The sequence below is a fragment of the Pseudomonas boreofloridensis genome (genome assembly GCF_030580795.1).
Classification (GTDB): domain Bacteria; phylum Pseudomonadota; class Gammaproteobacteria; order Pseudomonadales; family Pseudomonadaceae; genus Aquipseudomonas; species Aquipseudomonas boreofloridensis.
On sequence record NZ_JAUQOQ010000016.1, the window covers coordinates 20099 to 43842 of the forward strand.

A 23744-nucleotide genomic window follows, 5' to 3' on the forward strand; every position below is an offset into this window, starting at 1 on the left:
AGTGCTGCCACGGTCATTAAGCACTGTGAGCGCTACTGGATCGGGGCATTTAGCCAGTATTTGAAGGCAACCCCATAGAATCGTTCCATCCAATTGCAAGGCCCGCTATTCTGAGGGAACTTCTGTGCTGGTAACAGACACAGAGTTACTACCTCTCCCTGCAACAGGATTCAATACATGCACCTTCTGGTAGTCGAAGACGACGACATCGTTCGTATGCTGATGGTCGATGTGCTCGACGAACTGGGCTATAAGGCGGTCGAGGCGGAAAATGCCACCAAAGCCTTGGCGATCCTCAAGGACAAAACCCAGCCGCTGGCGTTAATGATGACGGACGTCGGTTTACCCGATATGCGTGGCGATGAATTGGCCTGTCTAGCACGCGAGATCCGGCCCTCGCTGCCGGTTCTGTTCGCCAGCGGTTATGCGGAAACCGTGGACGTTCCGGAGGGCATGCACTTGATCGGCAAGCCATTCAGTATCGACCAGTTACGCGACAAAGTGGTCAGCATTCTCGGTACGCCCTGAGCCCCCTCGACCGGTACCCAGCTTCACCCCTCACGGCGCAACAGGTAGGTATCCATGATCCAGCCTTTGCGCCTTCGCGCCTCCAACCGTAGCGCAACGATCTGCGCTTTCACTTCCATGAGCGGCCCAGACACCAGAATCTCGTCCGCCGTTCCCAGATATGCCCCCCAATAGATCGTCAGATTTGGGTCACTCAGTTCGGCGAAAGTGGCGTGGCCATCAAGCATGACTACCACATTACCGATTGTCTCCAGCTCGGCCAAACGGCGGGCCGGCAGTACCGTCAACGGCTCTCCGATGCGATTGAGCGTCAAGCAATGACGTGCGGCGAGCGCCTGCACACTGCTGATACCGGGAATCACCTCCAGCTTCAGCACCATCCCCTGCTCGCGCACCAGATCCAGGACGCGTAGGGTACTGTCATACAGCGTAGGTTCTCCCCACAGCAGGAACGCGCCAATATCGCCTTCGTGGAGTTCATGCTCAATCACTTGGCGATACAAATTCGCCCGTGCCCGGTGCCAATCCTGCACTCCGCCGATGTAATCTTGCGCACTGCCGTCTCGACACGGGTCCGTCACACGCACGATTCGATAGCCGTCATGTGGAAGGTAACGCGCCAGAACGTCCTTGCGCATTCGCGCCAACTCTTCCTTGTCGCCGCCTTTCTCAATCATGAAAAAGACAGTCGCACGCCGCATCGCATCGACCGCCTCGAACGTGATCTGACGAGGATCGCCGGGGCCTATGCCAATCAGCAACAGTTGCTTCATGCTGCCTCCTCTACAAAATGATTCGGAACTACCGATCGGCGAACGACGTAGGGCTACAACGGTTTAGCCAGCCCACCGGTATACAGGGTCACGCTTTTGATGACCGCCAATCATCAATGACTATACATTCACACCGTAAATACGGCAGGCTAGCAACGTTTGAGGTTTCCACGCTGTGCAGGGTGTGAAACTAACGGAATTATCCAGCAGGGAGGCATGATGTTAGAGACAGCTGCGGCGCGCTGGGCAAGCGCGGGCAATCTTCGGCCATTGCTGGAGGGCATGCCCAAGCTCGTTCATCTTCTGGGTTTCGAATTCTATCTCTTCACCAGCCCAACTTCGCAGTTGCACTCAAACCTGGGGCCGGAAGAACTGGCATGCCTGGACGCGTTCGCCAGCAGCAACCCGATTCCGGGATACGTCGAAACCCATGAACTGCCGCTACTGTGGACGGTCGACGCATTCTTGACAGCACCTGAGCTGTGGGCTGCCCTGCAAGCCAGTGGTTTGCGTCATGGCTGGGTCCAGCCGTCACATCTTGAGGGCACCCACAGCAGCCTGACGGTCCTACGCCCCCGTTGGGTCATCTCCCCTCAAGAGCTCTACCGCAAAGCCGGTTTCGTCATGTGGGCGGCGCAGCAGTTGCATCGAGCCTCACTGATCCATCACCAAGGTTCTGAAGTCAGCGACACGTGCGGCCGCTGATGGCAGGGGTCAGCAGGCGCCGCAAGAACACCTCAATCAGCCGTCAGCCCTTGCCTTCAAACGCTCCCGCACTCCGGCCACTACCTGCGCGGTGGCGACCTCCAGTGCTCCCTCGTTGCGACACACCAGCCAGCCCTGGCCGGCCATTGCCTGCTCGAAAGCATCGGTGCAAGCTGCATGGTCCTGAGCGCTCTGCAGCACGGTGCTGCGCAGACCGCCGCGGCGTGCCTGCGCCCTGGCCCACGACAGCCCCGAGCGAGTGATTACGGCTACTTGCAGATCCGGCACTTGGACACCGCGTTCAAGATTCAGCCGCTGAATGTCCGCGAAAGAAACAGTGCGCCGGAATGCCGCATCTGAGGCGTACCAGCGGTCCATCAGGATGATGCTGCCGGGCAACTGGTTGGGCAGCACGTGACGTGAAATCCAGGCACGGCTGTCCGCCAGTTGCTCACAGATACGCAGCTCCAGTTCCACACAAGGCGCTCTGGCGAACGCATTGACGAGCGCCATGGTCTGCGCCCGGAATGGATCGTGATTACGCTCGCTGAGTCGTACTACCTTGTGACCCTCGAGCCGTAGCGCACGAGCGATGGCTTCGAGCAAGGTGGTCTTGCCGACACCCTTGGGACCGTCCAGCGAGACGAACAGTGGTGCAGACATCACTGAACCTCGGCTGTGGTAGATGGCGTGCGGCAAGGAGCGCCCACATGACATTGGACCCGATGCCTGAGGCACAACCAGGATTGGTCAGGACGCCTCGCCAGCCGCTCTTCGAGCGCACCACATAAAGGCTTGAACGAGGTTGCGAGCGAAGCGAACAGCACCTCGCTGATCGCTTCCAGGGCTGACTGTTTCGTGCAGTTCATGGCGTTCGGCTGCTCGACAATAGCTATTTGGCGTTCAAGTGTACTGAAGTCCTGGATGAGCTCGCACGACAGGCGTGGATAGGCCAGTCGTAGTCTAGAAGAGGCTGAAATGAATAAAGACGCCTAATGTGCGGGTCACCTGCATGGGTACCATGAGCAGTCACTCATATAGGTGACGCTACCTTGAATGCTAATAATCATCAGCGGCATACCGCACATTGAATCTGCCTAGGATAATGGCGCCGAAACGCCGCCCTCAACTTACTTCAGATTGGCCCCGCTTATAGCCGGGCCCGCGCGGTTGGCTCCAGATTGGACGACTGCTGCAACAATCCGCGTGGCAATTTAAAACCTTTAAAAGGCTCTTGCGTGATGGGGTTGAAAGCCTTCTCGGCGTTGAGTCGATAGCGCATCACGCCGTCGCCGGTGCGGAAGCTCAAGTCCACGCTGGTCGCCGTGCGCCCATTGAGCGAGCCACGACTGAGCAAGCGGAACATCGACCACGGCCCGCGGTATTCCAGGCTGCTACTGTTGCCGTTCTGCCTAAGCAAAGTCAGGTTGCTACGCACATGCTGCCCCAGGGTATTAGGCCAGATGATACCGATGATCTGGCGCGGACCATGGGTGTAAGAAATCAACTGACCATCGAGGTCAAGCAGACTGGTGCGCTGGTTCGCGCTGAGCCCCAGCGGCTCGATACTGAACTGCACGCTCAGGTTGCCGCGCTGATCAAAGAACGTTTCGCGGATACGATCTGCCTGCTCCAACTGCTCAATCACATCGCTGCGAATCAACGACCGACCTTGCTTGTCAGCCTGCATGGCTTCGAGATTGTCCTTCAGGAAAACCCGCAGGTATTGATTAGGCAATCGCCTTCCGTCCCAGACTCAATACTGCACGCATCTATCGCGATATAACTCCCACCCGCATTGAGCGTAATCTTCTTCTTCGCCGTGATCCGGATTTCATCTTCGGTACTAGAAATTTCTAGACCATGCCGTGCAATTAGCGACAAGGTATCGTTTTGCGCCTGGATACTGACTGGCCCTTGGTTGGCAATGAGCTTGATGCCCAATTTGCGCACGAATAGACTCAGTCCCTGCCCTATCCCAACAAACAAGCGTTTGACCACGCTGACATCTGCCTCACCACCGGCGTTGAGCATCAGGTTCTTTTGCGCTGCCAGCTGAAGATGGCCGCCACTGGTTAGCGAGATCCCCTGAGGGGCGCTCAGTAGCACGACCGAGGATTTGAGCTGTTCCAGATCTTGCTTAAGCAGGTCCAGCTGGGCCTGCACATCCGCAGGCTCCACCTTGCACGCCTGAGCGTCATCCGAAAGCCCTTTCAACTGCTCTTTGGCCTGGTCCAGGCGCTCCAGGGCAGCAGCCATTTCGAGCATGTGCACCTTGGCCCCTGGCTGCGTATCGGCACTGATGAAGATGCCGCTGCCACCGCGCATGGCGACATGCCCATCGGTGCGTAGTTCCGCCCCCGCCCCTCGGGGTTTGCGCTCAGCGTCAACCATATGCCCCAGATTGAGCTGGCTCTTGCCGCTGTGCTCGGTACTGAGCTTGATGTGCTCCTGCCCACGCGTATCGTCCAGGCGGAACTTGTTATTGGCCGGGGTCCGCAGCACATTGCGCTTGTAGTTGCGCAGCGTCACGTGGTCGGGATGTTCACTGTCGTGTAAGGCATGGGCGATGTAGGGACGGTCCGGGTCGCCTTGCTCGAACGCCACCGCCACTTCGGTCCCGCAGATCAGCGGCAGGTGCAGGCCATGGGTGTCACCCGCGTAAGGCCGTGCCAGTCGTAGCCAGACGCTCTCCTCGCCTGCTCGCCAGGTGTCCCGGTCGAACAGAAAGTTGACCCGGTAGCGCCCCTCCATGTCGATATGGCCGTAAGGATCGTTCTTTTGCGTACTCGTGACCCGCGCCGGCACCGTTCCGGCAATCTGTGGCTTGCCCAGCAATCTTGGCCGAAAGCCTATCGTCTCCGAGTAGGGAATTGCGTCGAACTTGGCTTCCAAGCTACGGTCGCGTGCTGCCTCGACGGTCAGATGGGTGATGACCACGCCAGGCTCGAAGACCTGCGGCGCCCCGTCAGAGACCGTCAGCACTTGACCTGGGGCCAGCGTCACGCTGCTGCTGACACCGTTGCAACGGGTCTTGTCGTTGAGAAAGCGTTCATGATTCAGGCGTGCGTAGAAGTAGCCGCTTTCGCTGAGCAGGTCCTCGTCTTGGTCAATTGCGTCACCCAGCGCGGTATAGGGTTCGCCATAGTGATAGCCTTCGCCGTACGTAGTGGTGTCACCGCGGCTGTGATCAACCTCACCATCCAGGAACGCAGCCCCGTCCCGGTGGTGGTAGGCACGCACGTTGATGTGCTGCTCCACGACCTGATGCTCAACCTGCAGCGCCCACACGCCGTCCTGCCCATTGCTGGTCAAACCCGACAGAGGCCGATGCGGCAACTTGACGCCAAACTGGTAGTGCCGTTGATGGTCGTGAAACTCGACGACATCAATGTACAGCCGATCGTTGTGAGTGAAGCGATACCAGATGCCGACTTCCGCCAGCAGACGGCTGATGAAGGCCAGATCGCTCTCGCCGTACTGCATGACCTGTTCACGCTTGGGGTATTCACGCGCCAGGTCGAACACGAAGTGCTGCCCTTCCAGCTGATGGCGACTGCGCAAAATGCTTTCGACAATTTCCGGTACCGATTGATGCTGATAGATTCGGTACTGTTTGCCACGCCCGACCAATGCCAGGTGCGCTTCAAGGGTGACTTCGTAGCGTGCTCCATCCCGGGAGTCGGAGACACGCTTGAAGCCGGTCATCACGCCATGCACTGTGCGTGAGGCGCCGTCAGGCATTGGAAGTTGTGCGGTCAGTGCAGACTTGCCCAGATGGAAACTGGCATCCTTCCCCAGGATTTTCCCAACGTCGATATCCTGCTCAGGGGAGGTGAATTCGACGGTGTACTTGAACGGCTGGCTGAGCCACTCTTCACCTTTGAACGACAGCACATCGAGCTCGGCGGCAAGGCCTTCAACTTCAAGCTGGTACTGGTTATGGGTGGAACCCATTGTTGGCTTCGCCATGATCAAGCCCCCTCTGTAGCCAGCAGCGCTGTATCGTGTTCATCCGAAAAGCTCAAACTGATACCAGCGTCTTCGCAGTACCCGAGCGTCACAGCTTGTGTTGGCTGACCGAGGGCTTGGCGCTGCAGCAACTGTTGGCTGAGGACCGGCAGGATCTGCTGGTTAAGCAAGCTATCGATATTGCGAGCGCCGGTATCGGGCAAAAGGCAGGCGGCGACCAGCGCTTCGTAGAGCGAGTCATCAACCTCACATTGCAGGCCGTAATGGCGTAGCAAGCGTTTGGCCACTTGATCAAGCTTGATGGCGACTATGCGCTTGAGTGCATCGCTCCCCAGCGGGCGGAAGATCAAGGTCTGGAAGCGCGCCAACAGCGCAGGCTGGAAGTGTTCGCGCAGCACGGGACGCAGTAGTTCGTGCAGTACCGCGTCCTCAATGTCTGGCTGCCGCTCGACACTGCCTTGCAGCAGGTCACTACCCAGGTTGGAAGTCATCAAGATGACCGTGTTGCGGAAATCGATCTCTCGGCCTTCACCGTCTCGCATGAAACCGCGATCGAATACCTGATAGAACAGGTTGAGCACATCACGGTGGGCCTTCTCGACTTCATCCAGCAACACGACGCTATAGGGACGCTGGCGAACAGCTTCGGTGAGTACGCCACCCTGGCCGTAGCCCACATAACCCGGCGGCGACCCCTTGAGTTGGCTGACGGTGTGCGCCTCCTGGTATTCAGACATGTTGAGCGTGATCAATGACTTCTCGCCACCGAACAGACTGCTGGCTAATGCATGGGCCGTCTCCGTCTTGCCGATACCACTGGTCCCGACCAGCAGGAACACGCCCATCGGTGATTTGTCGTCAGTGAGGCCCGTTCGGGCGGCGCGCAGTCGTTGGGCAAGAGCAAGCAGCGCGGGGTCTTGACCAACAACACGCTCGGCCAACTGCTCTTCCAGGTTCAACAAGCTGGCATGTTCATCCTTCAGCAAGCTGCCCAGAGGCACGCCCGTCCAGTCGGCGATCACTTCAGCGACACTGCGTGCGCACACGTCGAGTGACAGCAGTGGCCGGCTCCCCTGCACGTAGCTGAGTTGTGCTTGAAGCCGAGCGCAGAGAGCTGTATCGACCTGCTCGGCCTGGCGAGCGTTGAGCAGTTGATGGGTGAGATCAAGCTCTTGCTGGTACTGCAGCTCCAACGCGCCTTGCTGACTCTCCAGTTGCACCAGTTGAGCAGTGATCTTCGCCAAGCGACGCTCATCCGAATTACCGGTAAGCTGTGCGTCGTCTTCCAGCGCCATCCGCTCTGCCGTGAAGGCCATCTTCTGCGACTTCAGCTGGACCAGAGCCTGAGGTTCGCAGTCCAAGCTCATGCGTACCCGCGCACAGGCGGTATCGATCAGATCTACAGCTTTGTCGGGTAAACGGCGCCCCGTCAAAAAGCGGCGAGACAAGCTGACTGCGGCCTGCACCGCAGCGTCTTGAACATGCACACCGTGATAGCTGGCATACCGCGCTTTGAGCCCTCGCAGCATCACACAGGCATTGGCATCATTTGGCTCATCGACCTTGATCATCTGGAAGCGGCGTTCCAGCGCAGCATCGCGCTCGAAGTACTGCTTGTATTCACTCCAGGTGGTGGCAGCGATGGTGCGAAGCTCCCCACGTGCCAAGGCAGGCTTCAGCAAGTTCGCCGCATCTGCGCCCCCTGCCTGATTGCCCGCGCCGATCAGGGTGTGCGCTTCATCAATGAAGAGCAGCACCGGAGTTTCCGACCGCTGAACGGCATCGATCACGTTTTTCAGCCGTTGCTCAAACTCACCTTTGACACCTGCGCCCGCTTGTAGCAACCCCAGGTCCAGCGTACGAATACACACGGGCTTCAAGCTATCGGGCACATCGCCGCTGGCGATGCGTAAAGCCAGCCCCTCGACCAGTGCGGTTTTTCCGACACCCGGGTCGCCTACCAGAATGGGGTTGTTCTTGCGCCGACGGCTCAGTACATCGATCACCTGGCGAATCTCATCGTCACGGCCGAACACCGGGTCAATCTGCCCTGCTGCGGCCTTGGCAGTCACGTCATGGCTAAACTGGTCCAGAATAGCGAGCAATGCCGCATCACCACGTGAGGCGACTACGGCCTTGGACTCATCTGACACTTCTGACTCGAACAGTGATGCCTGCTTCGGTTGACCTTCTTCCGAATTGAATTCAAGCAGCGCTTCCATTTGCTTCGATTGCACTGTAGCGATGCTCGACAGAGGCCAAGCGGTTGAACATTTCAGCAAGGTTGGCGTTTCAAATAGCGCCTCCAGCAAATGAACGGATCGCAATTGCGTACAGTCGCGATTCAACGATGCCAGCAACCAGGCATTGGTGATCAGTTGCTGCACTTCACCGCTCAGCTGAGGTTTGCTGAGAACGCTGCGCGGCAATGTATTGAAGTGATCAAGCAGTCCCTCCCAGATGGCATCCATATCCCACTCGTAACGGCGGGCGATGACCACGAGATCGCCTTCACCTTGCTCAAACAACTTCAACAGCCAATGTTCAACAGTGATATGACTGTGCCCACGTGCCTGGCATAAAGATGCCGCCGCCGTGAGTGCCTGGGTACAATATGAGTTGAGCCGGCGAAGCAAGCGTGTAGGATCGTGCGCCATACAGGGCATCCTTGTCGTCAATGTTCAGCATGTCGCCACAAATGCGAGCGCGTCTGAATCTCTGAGGTGTATTTGGCTGAACGCCCGCGCACGGACGCTCAACCCAAGACACTGGAACCAGTCAACCAGCCAGGGCTGACAACCAGGACTTACCCTGCCGCAGAGGCGCTAGGGCGTTCATTCCAAGAGTCCGAATGGATGATGTTCCCATCCTTGAATGCCCAGGTGATCTTTTCGTAGCGCAGCTCGACCAATTCCAAGTGATTGTGCTTTTCTTTCGCTGGATCTTTGACGTCGTGCATTTTTGGTGCAACTTTCACGACCTTGACGTTTTCCAGTTTGGTGTTGAAATACTCCACTTCCTGCCCAGCATCATTGATCTTGTACCATTTGAACTCCGCCTCTTTAAGCGTCTGCCCAGTAGTCACGGCCTTATAGAGATAAGGAGAGGACGCGTCTATCTCCTTGGTGAAAACAAAAGGCGTATGGATGCGCGTCCCGGTTAATTTGCCAGTATTGTTATCAGTGGGGATATAGAGATCATGATCTTGACCGACCACTTCAACACTACCCTCACGACCCTTTACATCCACCGAGCCTTTGATATCGGCTCCGCCATCGTCTTTCAGCCACAGATAAACAGGAATAGCCATTTAGAAGTTCCTCATTCAAGCGTTGGGAGTCGCGGAGTGCGACAAGGGTTGCAATCCCGAGGCCGTAGTCGAGGGCTGACAAGCCCCCGCCTCCGGCACCAGGCGAATTTCAACTCGGCGATTAGCCGACCGTCCTTGTTCCGTGTCATTGCTTGCAACGGGCTCACTCGCCCCCAAGCCCTGCACTGCGAAGCAGTTGCTGGGTATGTCACCCATGTGTTGAATCCAGTCGTGAACTGCTGCGGCGCGTGCTCGTGACAAGCGCAGGTTCTGTTCGTCACTGCCCGTCGCATCGGTGTGGCCCGTGATCACGATCAACCAACCTGGCTGGGCCTTGATGCCTGCAAACGCATTCACCAGGAACTTGGTCGACGCTGGCTTCAACTGCGCGCTGCCACTGTTGAACAGCGACAAGCTGTCCAGGCGAACCGTGCGAGGCTTGTCAGGCACGCCTTGAGGCAGTGCCGGGATGCGGTGGCCGTTGATCGCAGCCAGCAGTGAAGGACGTAATCTTTCGCCTTGATACAGCCCGATACCGAGTGACCACGGCTCCCCCTGGCGGTAGTAGTGATCCAGACGCTGCGCATCCTGGCGAAGCACCATCAGTGCCTCCTGGCGCTGCGACACTTTGTCCGCATCGGAGCTCAGCGAAACAGTGCTGTAGCGTCGCAAGTCATCGGTGACCTGGCGTATCAGGAGTGTGTTTTGCCTGGCAGAGCTGATCAGTGCGACGCAAGCCGTCAGCACGAACAACCAGACCCCAATCACCACGGCCCCGCTTCGCCGACTGTGTTGAGCCCTGCCGGGCAGCAAATGGAGGAGCGTATCGGGAAAGGGCAATGGCGCGTTGGCATGATTAGCCACACCACTGAAGGAAAGGCCTGTCCGCTCCTGCAGCCAACGGTGCCAGAGGTTGCTGTCACGCGCCCCCTCAGACCTGGGAACAAATGCAACCGCAACGGCGAACGCAGTTGCGATTTCTGCGTGAGAATCACGCCTGCCCATTTCGGACAAGCACGCTTCGTTCAGCCAACCAACGGCTGCGTTCAACTGCACTGTGGCTCGCAGTCGATCGGCTTGGATTCCTGGTTCTGTGCCCCTGCACTGCCATTCGGAAAGTGTCAGGCACTCACCCGCCTCACGAACTCGCACAGGCGATGCTTCAGCCTCCCAGCTGAACCAGGGCGACGCCCCAATTGCGCTCGGGAAGTAGCCCACAATCAGCAGCCGAAGCGGTATACCTCGCTTGCGCACTATCGCAACCTGGTGGCACAAGCTGTGTATCTGGTTCGCAAGCACTGCGCCGTCAGTATGGGCACTGGGGTTGACAAGCCACATGACACTGAGCTGCCCGTCCCACGACGGCCGCTCCAGCAAGAGATCGGCTACAGTTGCGGACAACTTCAAAAGATCGGGCACTGGCACATAACATCCCTCACCTGTTACCCGTGGCGCCAAATGCTCAGCAGACGAGGCCTCAAACAGTTCGGGCAATCCATCGCCGACCACTATAACCATGGGATGACGGTACGATCCGGCAGGCAGGCTGACACCACTGCACCACTGCAGCTGTGTACGTTTTGCAGCACGCGAAATCCGGCGCCAACCCAACACCACCAAAGCAGCGACTACCAGAACAGCGATGGCTTGCAGCTCTACAGCCAGCGGCAACGTGGCAATCAACAACAAGGACAGCGCACCGGCCCATAGCCAAAGCCCTTGCTTGTGTATCTGCGGCATTACGCTCATTCCTGCACCGGCAAGAGTGAGGCCACTGCTTCACCTAACGCGTTATCAAGCCCCCACCAGGCGCCTACCAACAGGGCAGCGGCCATCACGATGTGAACCAGAGGAGCGCGCAGCCATCCCCAGATCGGTATCCGTGGACCAGTGTCTAGCGGGATGACCAGCGACTGGCTTGGGACCAGAGGTGGCACCTCAGCAGAGATGGCAGTCAACAACTGCTGCCGCTCTGGGTGGTTGGCATCTCGATAGCGGCCGAGGAAACCAAGCATCAGCACCCGCTGAAAGACCGTGAGTACATGAGGGTGCACGGCTGCTTCACGTAGCACAGCGCGCATATCTTCGTAGAGCGACTCACCCGCCTGGTGGCTGCTGAAGAACTTTGCCTGCAAGGTCTCCATCGCCCAATCCTCATGGGCCTGCCCCTCGGCGCAAGCAAGCACCGTCTCGTCCAGCAGGGCACATTGCGCATGACTGATCAGATCGATGCTACGGCGATCAAGGCCACCGTCCTGTAGCGTGGCTCGCACATGCTCGACATCAGCTACGCAACGTGACCAAAGCTCCGGACTACTGTGCGCCTCGGTACCGTGTCGCAGTTCGACGACCAGCAGATAGGTGTCCTGCAGCAACGCATCGATATCCACCTTGGATGGGGCGCTCTTCTGTGCCATACGGTTCATGAGCGAAGTACCGCGAATAATTCGAGCTTGACCTCCTGGAACACACTCGGGACATAGAGCGCACAGACCCCATCAACCAGCATGGCACGCCCCTTTTCATGACTGAGGTCGAGTGCGAAGTACTGATTCTCCAGCCGTAGCGGTATTGCCGCCGGTACATGGCTCAAAGGTTTCAGAGGAACGCCATCGAGCGCCGCATTGACGAGATGGTCCACGTCATCGGGAGAGCCGATCTTGCACAGCCGGGGGAACTGGCTTTGAATTTGAACGGCCGGAAGCCGGCAGCGAACCGAGAGATAGAAGTCAGCACCATCCGGCTCAAGCAGACGTGGATCGCTCAGAGAAACCTGCCAGCGATTTGCGCTGCGCGCCTCCAGGATCAAGGCCAGCACACGGGACGGCAGGCTCGCCTCCAGCAACGTCGAAAGGGTACGCATCAACGGCGGGAAAACAGCCTCGAGATCTGCATGCTGGTAGGCAGGTATGTCCTCTATGTGCTGGTCTAACGAGAAGGTCAGCAGACCACCTGCAAGCTTCACCAACTCTTGATACACCTGTTCCGGATGCCGAGCAGGCTGCGCTTTCAGGTCTGCCAACACAGGCTGGTAGGTGTTCAGTGCGTTGAGCAACCAGAACAACGTGACATCCGCAACAGCAAAGTCCGCCATGCGCTGGTTGCTCTCCCGGCGCATCCCCATCAAACGCTCACGCTTGGCGGACAGCTGGGTCAACAAGTTGTCGAGTTGAAGTAACAACCCAGCATGAGCATCAAACCTCAACAACGGTGGGATGTAGGTATCATCAATTGCCCACCCATCCTTGCCATCACACAGCAAACGAGCCACCGGGCAGGTCAAGTAATCCGCATTATCGTTATCCGCCAGACGCAAGCTCAGCGCATGTTCGAGCACGCTGATTGACTGCATTTCACCGGTGTAGAGATCCTTGGTATCACGCCATACCTGGTGATATCTGATGGGCCGCTCAGCGCTACCACCCTCAAACAGGCAGTTGTTACCATTGGCCTGTTCCAGTGGCAAAGCGAGCACAACCGTTGCCGTCTGGACATCGCCGGACAATACCCGAGAGAGCTCCAGGGCACTGGGCAGTCGATCCAACCGATCGGTGTCAATCAAAGTACCGTCTGGCAGGCACAACTGAAGCCGAGTGGCCATCAGCTTGCCCAACCTCAGCGCCTCTGCATCAAACGCCACATGGCGGATGCCCCAAGGGTGAACCAGGGCCAGTGAGGCAATACTATGATTTGTCCACGATTCAAAGCGGGCCTGCTGCTGAAATTGCTGCGCAGACAACACCACTCCGGACGCCCATAAAGGCCGATCGATTTTCACGTCATATACTCCTGCAACCGCAATCAAGATTTTGCTTTGGGCATCTGCGAAACCAGTGATAGGTTGATGTCCATACCCTCCACTTGGAAATGCGGCACAGCAAATAACTTGACCCTGAAGAAGCCCGGGTTGTCATCAATATCTTCGACAACCACTTTTGCCTGTCTCAGCGGGTGAGAGGCTTGCAAGTCATCGCCTGGATCGGTCATCTCGGTGACCAAGCCACTGACCCACCTATTGAGTTCCAGCTCCAGCAACCTACGGTCTTTGGTTGTACCAATATTCTCTCGCTGGATCAGTTTCAGATAATGCGCAATGCGTGAAAGCAGGAACACATAGGGCAGACGCGAATTGATGCGGCTATTCGCTGTGGCCTCCGCCGTGTCATAGATGGCCGGCTTGTGCGCTGAGTTGGCCGAGAAGAAACATGCGTAGTCACGATTCTTGTAATATGAGAGCGGAATCAAGCCCAGATTGGCAAACTCAAACTCTCGGGTCTCCGGGATCATCACTTCCGAAGGGATCTTGACCTGGCTACCTGTCCCCATGTCGTACAAATGGATCGGCAGGTTTGTAACAGCGCCACCGGACTGCGGCCCTCGGATCTGCACGCACCATCCATTAGCGATGAAGCTCTTGACCATGTTGGCCGCGAACGCGAACGTTGCACTTATCCACAAATACTTGCTGTGGTCCGGCCCCTTGACTCGCTCCTCATAGTTGAAAGATCGCACAGGGTTCGTAGCAGCCCCATAGGGAAGACGCCCCAATGTGCGCGGTGTCATCCCGCCCGTATAACGGGCATCGTCAGTTTGCCTGAAGCTGTTCCACTTAATATACTCAGCCCGATCCATGTGACTACCGAGATCCTTGATCGCGGCCACTTCTTCCATGGTGTTCTTTCCGAAAAATTCCGGACCAACCGAGTACAAGAATGGCATATGCGATGCAGCTGCCACTTTCGAGACATTCCGCAACAATGCAATGTCTTGCGGCTCTCGCCCAAACTCGTAATTCGAAACCGCCGCCGCGATGGGCTCACCGCCAGGCGTATCGTATTCCTGAGTATAGGTATGCAGATACAAACCGCTTTGCGAGATCTCAGGCGCGTCCTCAAAGTCCTGCGCCAGATGCTCCTGACTGATATCAAGCAGCTCGATTCGGACGTTTTGACGGAAGTCCGTTTGGTCAATCAACGACTTCGCACCGCGCCAGATTGACTCGACACGCTGAAAATCCGGGTGATGCATGACCGCGTCTAGCTGACTGCTGATCTGGGCATCAATTGAAGCAATGTGCTCATCCAGCAACGCCCTGTCCAGCCGTTCTACCTTCGGGGAGACTTGCTTGAGCCGGTCTAGGAAAACACGTACCGATGCAGTAACGCGCTCATTAGCCGTCGCCTCCGATAGCACCTCCACACTTTGGAATGACTCAATGCTTCCCATTTGGTCAAGTGGTTCAAGGTTTATTCTTTCGAATAACGCGTGATAGACACTATGGTTTTCTTCCACCTGCACAGTGGCGCCACGCGATTGCGCAGAAGATTGTTCTTCGGACATTTTTGGCTTCCCGTCAATCGTGATGATGGTTTTCTAGCGCTCGTCTTGAGGTGCAAGGGCGGCTAGCTCCTTACGCAGCTCATCACTCAGCGCCTCATCTTTAAGTATCCGCTCCAGCTCTGCCCGGAACGTCGCGTTATCTAGAAGATTGGCCTTCAACTCGCGCAACAGATTTCGCATCGCCAACAGCGCACGCAACTGAGGAATCTGTCGAGCAACCTGCTCTGGCTCGAAGTCCTTCATACGCTGAAAGCCCAGTTCGACCGGTGTCTCGCCACCGTCGCCCGATAACGTATCTTCAACAATAAGCTTGAGACTCGGAGAGAGGTCGGACAGCACACTATCAAAATTATTCTTGTTGATATTTACCTTCGGCCGCTCTGACAGCGGGCGCTGTTCCTTGCCGTTGCTGTAGTCCCCCATCAGCATGAGCTTAAGCGGAAGCTCCACCTTGCGCTGGGCACCACCTGTGTGCAGATCAAGCTTGATATTGACACGTGCCTTCGGCACTTCATTCTGAAAGCTGTTTGAAGCCATATCACCTCCTGCGAACTGGATTCCTAGCGGGAACCAGCGCCTCAAATGAGCACCATCGGACCCCCAACAAAATTGATCAGAGCCGGTCGAGCTATCGCGCACGACCGTTTGACCGAAAGCACTGCACGGGAGTGCTTTCCCTATAACCGTGCCCCATCTTTTCGCGCTGCGCCAGCTTCTTTAAAAAACAGAGAAACTTCCTACAAATCATGCGCAAAAAGACAATAAATATCCGGAGTAAAACGCCAGGATGCCAACAATTTCACTCCAATAAAGCAACCAAAGCATCATCAGCGCATTGATCTATATCAGTAGAAAAATCCTCGCGAACAAAAATTACCAACATGCACAGAAGGCTAAATATTTCCATAAGTCGACACAAAATCGGAAACTTCCGACAAATTCAATAGAGCTACACCATTCCCCAAAACAGTCAATAGGACACATGAACTAACTCACATTAGCGAGCAAGACCTCATTGTTGACAAACACTACCCATGTGATTTTTCAGCAAGGCTTGTATGAACTACGGCGCGAACTCCAGCAACACTGAACCCAAGGCAGAGTCGTATCGCGGCGACTTCCACGCCCTTGACTGTCCTTGCCAAAGCGATATCTCTACACGTCCGGACACCGAACGCTCCGCAGGTCTTGCGACCCTGTGAGAAATGGAGGTCCCTTGGCATTGAGGGCACACGCCCAACAATGCCAAGCTGAGTGGAACAAAAAATTGGATCGCCCATGATTACAGCCTCCCTGGCCACCAAGACTGCTTACTCTTCGCCTTCGGGCCTCAGCCGATGACCGCTTGGGTTTCGCAATGAACCTGCGCCAACTGCAATGCTTCCTTGCCGTAGCCGAAGAACGCCACTTCACCCGTGCAGCCGATCGCTTGCACATCGAACAGTCCCCACTATCCCGCATCATCCGAGACCTGGAACACGATCTGGGCGTAACGCTGTTCGAACGCGGCGCCGGTATCGGCACTTGCCTGACGCCCGCAGGCAAGGCCCTGGCAGAATCTGCCCCGCGCATCTTCAGGCTGGTCGATCAAGCACGAAGCAACACGCTGGCCGCCGCAGCCGGTTCACGTGCGACACTGCGCATCGCCCTGTCCGACGGCATCCTGCCCAAGCGTCTGGCGGCGCTTTTGGCCTGCTGCCGTGAGGAAGAGCCCGATATCCACCTGCAGCTGTGCGAGGTCCCCCTGGGCGAACAGCTCAAAGGCCTGCAGCACAATCTGTTCGATGTCGGCTTTGCCTGTGTCCCAGGCGAGCCACATGGGATTTGCAGCGAAACGCTGTGGCAGACCGAACTGATGGTTGCCCTCCCTCCCCGTCATCCCTTGCTGGTTCACAAGCACGTGCCCGTGGCCGAGCTGAAAGCCTGCCCCCTGGTGCTGTTCCATCCCGATCTGCAATCCGGGTTGCATCAGCAGGTCATGTCGTTGCTGACCGGCACGGAGTCGGCAATCACCGTGGCCGCACATGCCTCCAGCCAAGAAATGCTGATCTCCTTGGTAGCCGCAGGGTACGCCGTGGGATTGAGCTGTGCCGCTCAGTTGAAGGCGCACGCCACTGAAGACATCGTACTGCGCCCACTGGCCGGTGAGCCCGTTCGGCTATCAACGCACCTGCTCTACGCGGCGTACGAACCCGACACGCCCCTGTCGCGCTTTATCCATCGCGCACGACGGATAGCGGCCGCACCGCGCTAATGGTTCGCCGTGCGCGGACCCGATCGGTCTGCAGCAGACAAACTCAGCATCGGAAGCGAAACCTCATGCGACAACTTCGTGTAGGCCGCTGAGCTGCAGGTCCTCTAACTCAATGCTTTGCGACTAAGACTTGTTGCGTCTGTTTCAGACAATTTGTATCTGCTCGTTGAGCCGCCCTTTTTTGGGCATCGCTCAAACGTCTTTCGTCTTGCCGCCGTTTCACGCCAAGCGCTGCATAGGCGTTCGTCGCTGGATTGCGACGCATCCATGCCAGAAGACCACGGGATAGGTTGTAGGGGATTTCTGCTGAACGTCTTGTGAGCACGGCGCGGTCATCAATCCGGTGAGTGCGTGTTCCGCATTGTTTGCTGCGCAGTCGCTGCGGCAAGCGCCGAATGCGGGCACATCCTCAATCGACGTCAACGGACGTCCAGGAGAGTCAATGATGACCCAGCCCATCCAGGCACTGGTGCTCGACACCGAACACCGCATCCTTCGCCGCCCCGACGTGGAGCGCAAGACCGGGTTCAAGCGTGCGCACATCTATGCGCTGATCGCTCAGGGCAAGTTCCCCAAGCCCATCAAGCTCGGTGTGCGTGCGGTCGGTTGGGATTCGCTGGAGGTCGAGCGCTGGCTGATCGACCGCGTTTCACCGCGCGACTGAGGGCCGCCGTCATGCACGTGACTGCGATCGTCTCGACCAAAGGCGGGGTGGGTAAGACCACCACCGCTGCCAATCTCGGCGGCTTGGCCGCCGATGCAGGGCTGCGGGTTCTGCTGCTGGACCTGGATGTGCAGCCCATTCTGTCCAGCTACTATACCCTCCCCGCTCGGGCACCGGCCGGCTGTTACGAGCTGCTGGCCTACAACGAGAGCCGGCCGTCCCAACTGATCTGCAGGACCGCCATCAAGGGCCTGGACCTGGTGGTTTCGAATGACGCACAAGGCCAGTTGAACACTCTGCTCTTGCATGCACCCGATGGTCGGCTGCGGCTGCGCTACCTGCTCAGGGAAGAGCTCAAGCTCAACCAGCCTCAGGCCTCGGATGCTTGGCTCACCGATGACGCCCTCAGGCTGGTAAGCAAGACTGTTTCCGACAAATTGCGCGCTCACCTGTTGAAGCACGGCATCGAAGGCATACCGGAGCGCAACACCGCCGTGTTCAATGTTTTAAAGCCATATGGAAAGCGACTGTCACCAGTGACAGTGGCTGGTCGCAAAGTTTGACCTTCCTGAAGCTCTCGCCGGCGTTGATCTGGGGCAGCGACGAGCGCCCGGCGCCCTTCGCGGGGACTGTCACAGTCGATCCGCTGTCTGACGAAGCTCCGCCCCCTGGTGAGGCAGAACCACCCGTTCAAGTTGAATCACCGTCCACGCCCACCGCCCCTGAGGAAGCCCTGATGGACTTCCTGCCGGTGTTTCTCGATGAGGCACCGCTCCCGGGAGCTGGCGCAGAAGATATCTCCACCGGCCAAGCCTTCTTGCAGTGGCTGGAACAGGGCATCCGCTCGCATCGGCTGATCGTCAATGACGCGAAAGCCCTGGTCCACACGGTGGCGGACACCCTGTACCTGGCTACCCCGAGCATCCTCCAGCGCTACTGTCGCGTACACCCCGATATTGCGAGCTTGGCCAAGCAAGATCAGCAACAGGATTGGGAATGGCTGCAGCGCCAGTTCGAGCGCCAGCGCGCTCATCGCAAGCAGCCGAACGGCTTGAACATCTGGACCTGCCAAGTCACTGGCCCCCGCAGATCGAGGCGTCTGCACGGCTATCTGCTCAAGGATCCCAAGGATCTGATGGGCGATATCGCCTTCAACAACCCTTACCTGCAACTGCTACCACCGGAGCCCGATCCAGAACAAACCGTGCCGCCCGTCACCTGATACGACAATACGAAGTGTCGCGAAACACTTTCATGCGTTGACACAGGTAGCCTGCGCGGTTGAATGTTCTGCCTGTGACGCTGATGCATTTAGCACACGCCCAGGCCATCTGGATCTTCAAGGTGGCGGTGCAGTGGTTCACTGCACAGATCCAGCCCTGATCGCATCGCTTCCGCTCCCGCGATCAATCGACCCTCAGATCGATGGAAGCACTGCAATCCACACCCTCGACGAGCCCATCCGTCGAGGGAGGGCCTTTCTCTTTTTGGAGGCCCTATCATGAAAACGGAACTGGCTCTGTATCAAGCGCTGATCGCAATCAACGTTCCAGAGTCCAAAGCCACTGCTGTCATAGAAGCTCTGGAGGCAGATTTGACGACGCTCCTGGTAACCAAAGCAGATCTGGCCGCCCTTCGCGGCGAGCTTCTAGCCCAACTGGCTCAGCAGGAAAACAAGTTGCTGCTGCGCACTGGCATGATGCTCTCCGCGAGCACCGGTATTCTGATCGCAGTCCTGAAGTATCTGTGAGCCTCACGATCCTTGATCACCAAGCAGCAACCTTCCTTTCGGAGGTTGCTGCTCACTCGCCCTATCCCAGTGGAACCAATCGATTTTCGAGCAAGGCATCACGCGCTGAGAGGCGGATCAGCTGCGCGCTGAATTCAAGCGAGAACTCGCCACGTTTCGTAGCGAACCAATCTCGGATATGACCACTGCGGCTATCGCAGTAGCAGGCATCATTCTCAATATCGTTCTATTGATCATCTGATCAACCACCACCTCCCGCAGGGGCTGCTTTGATAAGAGCCCCCGCGGTTCGCTGCTTCACAGTGTGCCGAAGGCGACCGCTCGCGGCTCTGGCATCGCGACATGTCTAGCCGCACGAAACCCACTTTCCACCGCCAGACCATCCAGATAGACGGTCAACTGTCTGGTCGCTGCCTCGATGTTGCCCTCTACGCACAGATCGAGCCGATCGGCCCAGTCCTGCATCATTCGGCGCCGCTGCTTCACATATTCAGCGTGGTTGTACGCAGCACTGACCTTGTCAGGGTCCGCATGCGAGAGCTGGGCATCGATCCAGGCCTTCGGATAGCCGATTTCATGCAGCGCCGTGGACAGCGTCCCGCGCATCCCATGCCCGGTCAGCAGACCGGTATAGCCCAAGCGGTGCAAGGCATTGTTGAGGGTATTTTCGCTCATCCGATCATTGAGATCGTAGCGATGGGCAAACAGGTACTTCTGCGCTGGCCGCACCTCCTGCAGCAACTGCCGCACGATGTCCTTGGCCTGCTCGGACAACGGCACGATGTAGGGGGGAATCTCCTGCGCCCGGCGTCCCTCCTTGCGCATTTCCAGCTGCAGCTGCTTCACCACCTCGGGTGGGATCGTCCACACTCCCTGCTGCAAGTCGAACTGGTCCGGCGTGGCAAGCCGCAGTTCGCCGGTGCGCACGCCCGTCAATAGCAGCAGGCGCAGGCCAAGACGGGTCTGCAAGGCACCGCCATACCCGGCAATGGCGCGCTGCAAGTCAGCCAGCTCAGGAAGGCGCAGGAATGGATTGTGGGTTACAGGCGGTTTGGGCGCTGCCACCACATCAAGGTCCGAGGCCGGGTTCAGCTCCAGCCCGGTGCCTTAACCAGTGCAAAGCGAAACAGCTGCATGAACCAGGTCCTGACCTTCTCGGCCACGGTATAGGCTCGACGCAGCTCAATCCTGGCCAACACATCCAGCAAATCGTGCCGCTTGATGGCGTAGATCGAAGATTTGCCCAAGGCTGGCAACACGTCGTTGTTGAAGATGCGCTCGATCTGCTCCAGCGTGCTCTGCCGGCCCTTCTTGAGCACACGACTGCGGTGCTCAAGCCAAAGCGCGTACATCGCCTGGAAGGTGTTCTGCTCTGCAAGGTTGTGGGTATGGCGTTGATGCCGGCGATGCGTGCAGGGGTTGGTGCCCTGGGCGATCAGCCGCCGCGCTTCGTCGCGCAGCGAGCGTGCCTGACGCAGACCGACTTCGGGATAGGTACCGAGGGACATGCGCTTTTGCTTGCCAGCCCATGAGTAGCGGAAATGCCACGATTTGCCGCCAGCTCCGCTCACGCCGAGTGAAAGACCATCGCTATCGCCGAGAGTGTAGTCCTTGCCAGTGGCCTTGGCCTGGCGGACGGTTGCATCTGAGAGTGCCATGTACGAGCTCCTGAACATGAAATTCAGGGCTAGATGCTCGTAACGCTCGACGCTCCTTCCCAGCAACAAACCGCCACGGTGGAAGTCCGGATTTCATGGACTAATTTCTGGACTAAAAAAGTCTGGATGCCCATGGATCGGAGTGGCTTTGACTGGAACGAAAAAAGACGCCGAAGCGTCTAATTTCAACGACTTACAGACTTCCATGGAAATCTGTAGATCTATAAATGGAGCGGGAAACGAGACTCGAACTCGCGACCCCGACCTTGGCAAGGTCGTGCTCTACCAACTGAGCTATTCCCGCGTCGTGATAGGCGCCATTCTAACGAGCTGCCAGCGAAGGTCAACCCCTTGATTCAAAAAAACTTTTACTTCTGCTCCGAGCCTTCGCGCAAGTGCGGCCACGCCGCCAGCAGGTAGTGCACCATCGACACCAGCGTCAATCCTGCCGACACCAGCAGCAACGCGTAGCCCAACGCGACCCAGAAGGTCAGTATTGGCGGATTGCCCAGAAGGATCACCAGCGCCAGCATTTGCGCAGCAGTCTTCCACTTGCCGAGGTTGGACACCGCCACGTGCGCCCTTGCGCCCAATTCGGCCATCCACTCGCGTAGCGCCGAGACCACGATCTCGCGACCGATGATGATGGCCGCTGGCAGCGTCAGCCAGAAGTTGGCATGCACCTGCACCAGCAGCACCAAGGCGACGGCGACCATCAGCTTGTCTGCCACAGGATCCAGGAACGCACCGAAAGGCGTGCTCTGTTGCAGTCGACGCGCCAGATAGCCGTCGAGCCAGTCGGTCGCAGCAGCAATCGCGAACACACTGCTGGCCGCTACGTAACTCCAGTGATAAGGCACGTAGAAGAGCAGGATGAAGATCGGAATGAGCAGGACGCGTAGAACGGTGAGCAGGTTTGGAATATTCATCGATACGACTGGCTGCAGGTTGAGCCCGGCATTCTACTCGCTATGCAGGCTGGCATAAATCGACTCGGCAAGCTTTTTACTGATGCCGGGCGCCTTGGCGATCTCATCGGCACTTGCCCGGTTCAGCTCTTGCAGGCCGCCGAAATGTTTCAGCAGGTCGCGACGGCGCTTGGGGCCGACCCCAGCCACATCCTCCAGGCTGGACGTTCGGCGAGCCTTGCCGCGTCGCGCACGGTGACCGGTGATGGCAAAGCGGTGAGCCTCGTCGCGAATTTGCTGGATCAGGTGCAGCGCCGGCGAGTCGCCCTTGAGGGTGAACTCGTGGGCTGCATCGTTGAGATACAGCGTTTCGAAACCGGCCTTGCGGGTCACGCCCTTGGCCACCCCGAGCAGGGTGAGGTCGGTGAAGGCCAATGACTGCATGACCTCTCGCGCCATATTCAACTGACCCTTGCCACCATCGACCAGCAGTACATCCGGCAGCTTACCCTCCCCGTCCTTGATGCGCCCGAAGCGGCGAGTCAGGGCCTGCTGCATCGCGGCATAGTCGTCGCCGGCCGTCACACCTTCGATGTTGAAACGGCGGTAGTCAGACTTGATCGGGCCCTCGGGACCAAATACCACGCAAGACGCCACAGTCGCTTCGCCACTGGAATGGCTGATGTCGTAGCACTCCAGGCGTTGCGGCACCTCCGGCAGGTCCAGCACCTGCGCCAGCGCTTCGAAGCGCGCGGCCATGTGCTGACGGTTCGCCAAACGGGCATTGAGCGCTTGCTCAGCATTGGTGACCGCCAACTGCTGCCAGCGCGCACGCGTGCCACGAACCCGATGGCTGATGCTCAGCTCACGGCCTCGCAGGCTCTGCACCGCTTCGATGATTGCTTCGAAGTCCTCATGCACCACGTTGACGATCAGTTCGCTGGGCAGTTCGCGCTCGGCGTTGCCGACGTAGTACTGCGACAGGAACGCGGCCATCACTTCTGAAACTTCCTCCTCGATACCCACCTGCGGGAAGAAATTCTTGCTGCCCAACACCCGCCCGCCGCGCACACTGATCAGATGGACGCAGGCGCCGCCCGGGTTGACGAAGGCGGCGACCACGTCGACATCGCCTGAACCGCCTTCCATATGCTGCTGGTCCTGAACGCGGCGCAACAGCGCGATCTGATCACGCAACTCGGCAGCCTTCTCGAAGTTCAGTGCCATAGCGGCCTGCTCCATCTCGGCGTTGAGCTCGTTGCCCAATTGCTGGCTGCGGCCCTCGAGGAACATTACCGAATGGCGCACGTCTTCGGCATAGTCACCGGGCTCGACCAAACCCACGCACGGCGCCTTGCAACGCTTGATCTGGTACTGCAAGCAGGGGCGAGTTCGGTTGGCGTAGTAACTGTCCTCGCACTGGCGCACCGAAAAGGCCTTCTGCAACAGACCCAGGCTTTCGCGGATCGCCCCAGCACTGGGATAGGGCCCAAAGTAGCGGCCCTTGGCCTTCTTGGCACCCCGGTGAATGCCCAGGCGCGGAAACTCGCCATCGGACAAAAACACATAGGGATAGGACTTATCGTCGCGCAGCAGGATGTTGTAGGGCGGACGCCATTCCTTGATCAGCGTCTGCTCCAGCAGAAGCGCTGCAGTTTCGTTTGCAGTGATGGTGGTTTCGACTTGGGCAATGCGCGCCACCAGGGCAGCCGTCTTCGGCGCTAGGCCAGCTTTGCGGAAATAGCTGGCCAGACGTTTCTTGAGGTTTTTCGCCTTACCCACATAGAGCAGCCGCGACTCGGCGTCGAACATTCGGTACACGCCCGGGCGACCACTGCAGGTCGCCAGGAACGCGCTGGCATCAAAGAGTTGGGACATGAGG

The 23744-nt window shown here is 57.9% G+C and carries 19 protein-coding genes, 1 tRNA gene and 2 pseudogenes; 7 read left to right on the forward strand and 15 right to left on the reverse strand.

Features of this window, described 5'->3' with window-relative positions; all coding sequences use genetic code 11:
• Positions 1–177: 177 nt before the first annotated feature.
• The gene (locus tag Q6A47_RS17815; protein WP_029612727.1) at positions 178–528 is read left to right on the forward strand and encodes a response regulator; all 351 of its coding nucleotides are present in this window, start codon (positions 178–180) and stop codon (positions 526–528) included.
• A gap of 23 nt (positions 529–551) precedes the next feature.
• On the opposite strand, the gene cobF is transcribed toward Q6A47_RS17815, so the two are convergent.
• Entirely contained in the window at positions 552–1301 is a 750-nt protein-coding gene (gene cobF, locus Q6A47_RS17820; RefSeq protein ID WP_304484965.1) for a precorrin-6A synthase (deacetylating), read from the reverse strand.
• A gap of 282 nt (positions 1302–1583) precedes the next feature.
• On the opposite strand from cobF, the gene Q6A47_RS17825 reads away from it, so the two are divergent.
• Positions 1584–2006 (forward strand): autoinducer binding domain-containing protein, encoded by a 423-nt coding sequence (locus Q6A47_RS17825; RefSeq protein ID WP_304484966.1) that lies wholly within the window; start codon positions 1584–1586, stop codon positions 2004–2006.
• A 36-nt stretch (positions 2007–2042) separates the two neighbouring features.
• Here Q6A47_RS17825 and Q6A47_RS17830 read toward each other — a convergent pair whose 3' ends face one another.
• The 10 genes and pseudogenes from Q6A47_RS17830 to tssB form a co-directional block, all read right to left on the reverse strand.
• Positions 2043–2669 carry a dTMP kinase gene (locus Q6A47_RS17830; RefSeq protein ID WP_304484967.1) on the reverse strand — a complete coding sequence of 209 codons (627 nt, stop codon included), beginning with the start codon at positions 2667–2669 and terminating at the stop codon, positions 2043–2045.
• 487 nt (positions 2670–3156) lie between these two features.
• A pseudogene (locus tag Q6A47_RS17835) lies at positions 3157–3738 on the reverse strand (type VI secretion IcmF C-terminal domain-containing protein); the annotation flags it as partial.
• Positions 3714–5978 carry a type VI secretion system Vgr family protein gene (locus Q6A47_RS17840; protein ID WP_304484968.1) on the reverse strand — a complete coding sequence of 755 codons (2265 nt, stop codon included), beginning with the start codon at positions 5976–5978 and terminating at the stop codon, positions 3714–3716. The gene Q6A47_RS17840 and the pseudogene Q6A47_RS17835, both read right to left, overlap by 25 nt.
• Positions 5979–5980: 2 nt before the next feature.
• Positions 5981–8635, reverse strand: a complete 2655-nt coding sequence (gene tssH / locus Q6A47_RS17845; RefSeq protein ID WP_304484969.1) for a type VI secretion system ATPase TssH — start codon at positions 8633–8635, stop codon at positions 5981–5983.
• A 149-nt stretch (positions 8636–8784) separates the two neighbouring features.
• Positions 8785–9288: an Hcp family type VI secretion system effector gene (locus tag Q6A47_RS17850; protein ID WP_304484970.1), complete on the reverse strand. Its 504-nt coding sequence runs from the start codon at positions 9286–9288 to the stop codon at positions 8785–8787.
• A gap of 15 nt (positions 9289–9303) precedes the next feature.
• Positions 9304–11028 carry an OmpA family protein gene (locus Q6A47_RS17855; protein WP_304484971.1) on the reverse strand — a complete coding sequence of 575 codons (1725 nt, stop codon included), beginning with the start codon at positions 11026–11028 and terminating at the stop codon, positions 9304–9306.
• 5 nt (positions 11029–11033) lie between these two features.
• The gene (tssL, locus tag Q6A47_RS17860) at positions 11034–11714 is read right to left on the reverse strand and encodes a type VI secretion system protein TssL, short form (RefSeq protein WP_304484972.1); all 681 of its coding nucleotides are present in this window, start codon (positions 11712–11714) and stop codon (positions 11034–11036) included.
• Entirely contained in the window at positions 11711–13066 is a 1356-nt protein-coding gene (gene tssK, locus Q6A47_RS17865; RefSeq protein ID WP_304484973.1) for a type VI secretion system baseplate subunit TssK, read from the reverse strand. Before tssK ends, tssL begins: the two co-directional genes overlap by 4 nt.
• A gap of 23 nt (positions 13067–13089) precedes the next feature.
• Positions 13090–14628, reverse strand: coding sequence for a type VI secretion system contractile sheath large subunit (tssC, locus tag Q6A47_RS17870; protein ID WP_304484974.1), 1539 nt, complete (start codon positions 14626–14628; stop codon positions 13090–13092).
• Between the two features lie 33 nt (positions 14629–14661).
• Positions 14662–15165, reverse strand: a complete 504-nt coding sequence (gene tssB / locus Q6A47_RS17875; protein ID WP_304484975.1) for a type VI secretion system contractile sheath small subunit — start codon at positions 15163–15165, stop codon at positions 14662–14664.
• Between the two features lie 820 nt (positions 15166–15985).
• Between tssB and Q6A47_RS17880 the strand changes: the two genes are divergently transcribed.
• From Q6A47_RS17880 to Q6A47_RS17900, 5 genes are all read left to right on the forward strand, one after another.
• The gene (locus tag Q6A47_RS17880) at positions 15986–16882 is read left to right on the forward strand and encodes a LysR family transcriptional regulator (RefSeq protein WP_304484976.1); all 897 of its coding nucleotides are present in this window, start codon (positions 15986–15988) and stop codon (positions 16880–16882) included.
• Between the two features lie 445 nt (positions 16883–17327).
• Entirely contained in the window at positions 17328–17546 is a 219-nt protein-coding gene (locus Q6A47_RS17885) for an AlpA family transcriptional regulator (RefSeq protein ID WP_128610366.1), read from the forward strand.
• 11 nt (positions 17547–17557) lie between these two features.
• Positions 17558–18109, forward strand: a complete 552-nt coding sequence (locus tag Q6A47_RS17890) for a ParA family protein (RefSeq protein ID WP_304484977.1) — start codon at positions 17558–17560, stop codon at positions 18107–18109.
• Positions 18106–18768, forward strand: coding sequence for a conjugal transfer nickase/helicase domain-containing protein (locus tag Q6A47_RS17895; protein ID WP_304484978.1), 663 nt, complete (start codon positions 18106–18108; stop codon positions 18766–18768). Before Q6A47_RS17890 ends, Q6A47_RS17895 begins: the two co-directional genes overlap by 4 nt.
• Before the next feature lie 279 nt (positions 18769–19047).
• The gene (locus Q6A47_RS17900) at positions 19048–19296 is read left to right on the forward strand and encodes a hypothetical protein (RefSeq protein ID WP_304484979.1); all 249 of its coding nucleotides are present in this window, start codon (positions 19048–19050) and stop codon (positions 19294–19296) included.
• Positions 19297–19671: 375 nt separating this feature from the next.
• Here Q6A47_RS17900 and Q6A47_RS17905 read toward each other — a convergent pair.
• The 4 genes and pseudogenes from Q6A47_RS17905 to uvrC form a co-directional block, all read right to left on the reverse strand.
• Positions 19672–20954, reverse strand: a pseudogene (locus Q6A47_RS17905) (tyrosine-type recombinase/integrase); the annotation flags it as partial.
• Between the two features lie 228 nt (positions 20955–21182).
• Positions 21183–21258: transfer RNA gene (locus tag Q6A47_RS17910), tRNA-Gly, on the reverse strand.
• A gap of 64 nt (positions 21259–21322) precedes the next feature.
• The gene (gene pgsA / locus Q6A47_RS17915; RefSeq protein WP_304484980.1) at positions 21323–21883 is read right to left on the reverse strand and encodes a CDP-diacylglycerol--glycerol-3-phosphate 3-phosphatidyltransferase; all 561 of its coding nucleotides are present in this window, start codon (positions 21881–21883) and stop codon (positions 21323–21325) included.
• 33 nt (positions 21884–21916) lie between these two features.
• Complete coding sequence (gene uvrC / locus Q6A47_RS17920) at positions 21917–23740, reverse strand: excinuclease ABC subunit UvrC (RefSeq protein WP_304484981.1); 1824 nt, start codon at positions 23738–23740, stop codon at positions 21917–21919.
• Positions 23741–23744: the final 4 nt, after the last annotated feature.

Bases quoted from the DNA above. Each gene is read 5' to 3' on its own strand.
- Q6A47_RS17850 (WP_304484970.1), bottom strand. From the start codon at position 9,288: ATGGCTATTCCTGTTTATCTGTGGCTGAAAGACGATGGCGGAGCCGAT.
- Q6A47_RS17900 (WP_304484979.1), top strand. From the start codon at position 19,048: ATGAAAACGGAACTGGCTCTGTATCAAGCGCTGATCGCAATCAACGTT.
- pgsA (WP_304484980.1), bottom strand. From the start codon at position 21,883: ATGAATATTCCAAACCTGCTCACCGTTCTACGCGTCCTGCTCATTCCG.
- tssL (WP_304484972.1), bottom strand. From the start codon at position 11,714: ATGAACCGTATGGCACAGAAGAGCGCCCCATCCAAGGTGGATATCGAT.
- Q6A47_RS17825 (WP_304484966.1), top strand. From the start codon at position 1,584: ATGCCCAAGCTCGTTCATCTTCTGGGTTTCGAATTCTATCTCTTCACC.
- Q6A47_RS17885 (WP_128610366.1), top strand. From the start codon at position 17,328: ATGACCCAGCCCATCCAGGCACTGGTGCTCGACACCGAACACCGCATC.
- tssB (WP_304484975.1), bottom strand. From the start codon at position 15,165: ATGGCTTCAAACAGCTTTCAGAATGAAGTGCCGAAGGCACGTGTCAAT.
- Q6A47_RS17840 (WP_304484968.1), bottom strand. From the start codon at position 5,978: ATGGCGAAGCCAACAATGGGTTCCACCCATAACCAGTACCAGCTTGAA.
- tssC (WP_304484974.1), bottom strand. From the start codon at position 14,628: ATGTCCGAAGAACAATCTTCTGCGCAATCGCGTGGCGCCACTGTGCAG.
- tssH (WP_304484969.1), bottom strand. From the start codon at position 8,635: ATGGCGCACGATCCTACACGCTTGCTTCGCCGGCTCAACTCATATTGT.
- Q6A47_RS17855 (WP_304484971.1), bottom strand. From the start codon at position 11,028: ATGCCGCAGATACACAAGCAAGGGCTTTGGCTATGGGCCGGTGCGCTG.
- cobF (WP_304484965.1), bottom strand. From the start codon at position 1,301: ATGAAGCAACTGTTGCTGATTGGCATAGGCCCCGGCGATCCTCGTCAG.
- Q6A47_RS17890 (WP_304484977.1), top strand. From the start codon at position 17,558: ATGCACGTGACTGCGATCGTCTCGACCAAAGGCGGGGTGGGTAAGACC.
- Q6A47_RS17830 (WP_304484967.1), bottom strand. From the start codon at position 2,669: ATGTCTGCACCACTGTTCGTCTCGCTGGACGGTCCCAAGGGTGTCGGC.
- Q6A47_RS17815 (WP_029612727.1), top strand. From the start codon at position 178: ATGCACCTTCTGGTAGTCGAAGACGACGACATCGTTCGTATGCTGATG.
- uvrC (WP_304484981.1), bottom strand. From the start codon at position 23,740: ATGTCCCAACTCTTTGATGCCAGCGCGTTCCTGGCGACCTGCAGTGGT.
- Q6A47_RS17880 (WP_304484976.1), top strand. From the start codon at position 15,986: ATGAACCTGCGCCAACTGCAATGCTTCCTTGCCGTAGCCGAAGAACGC.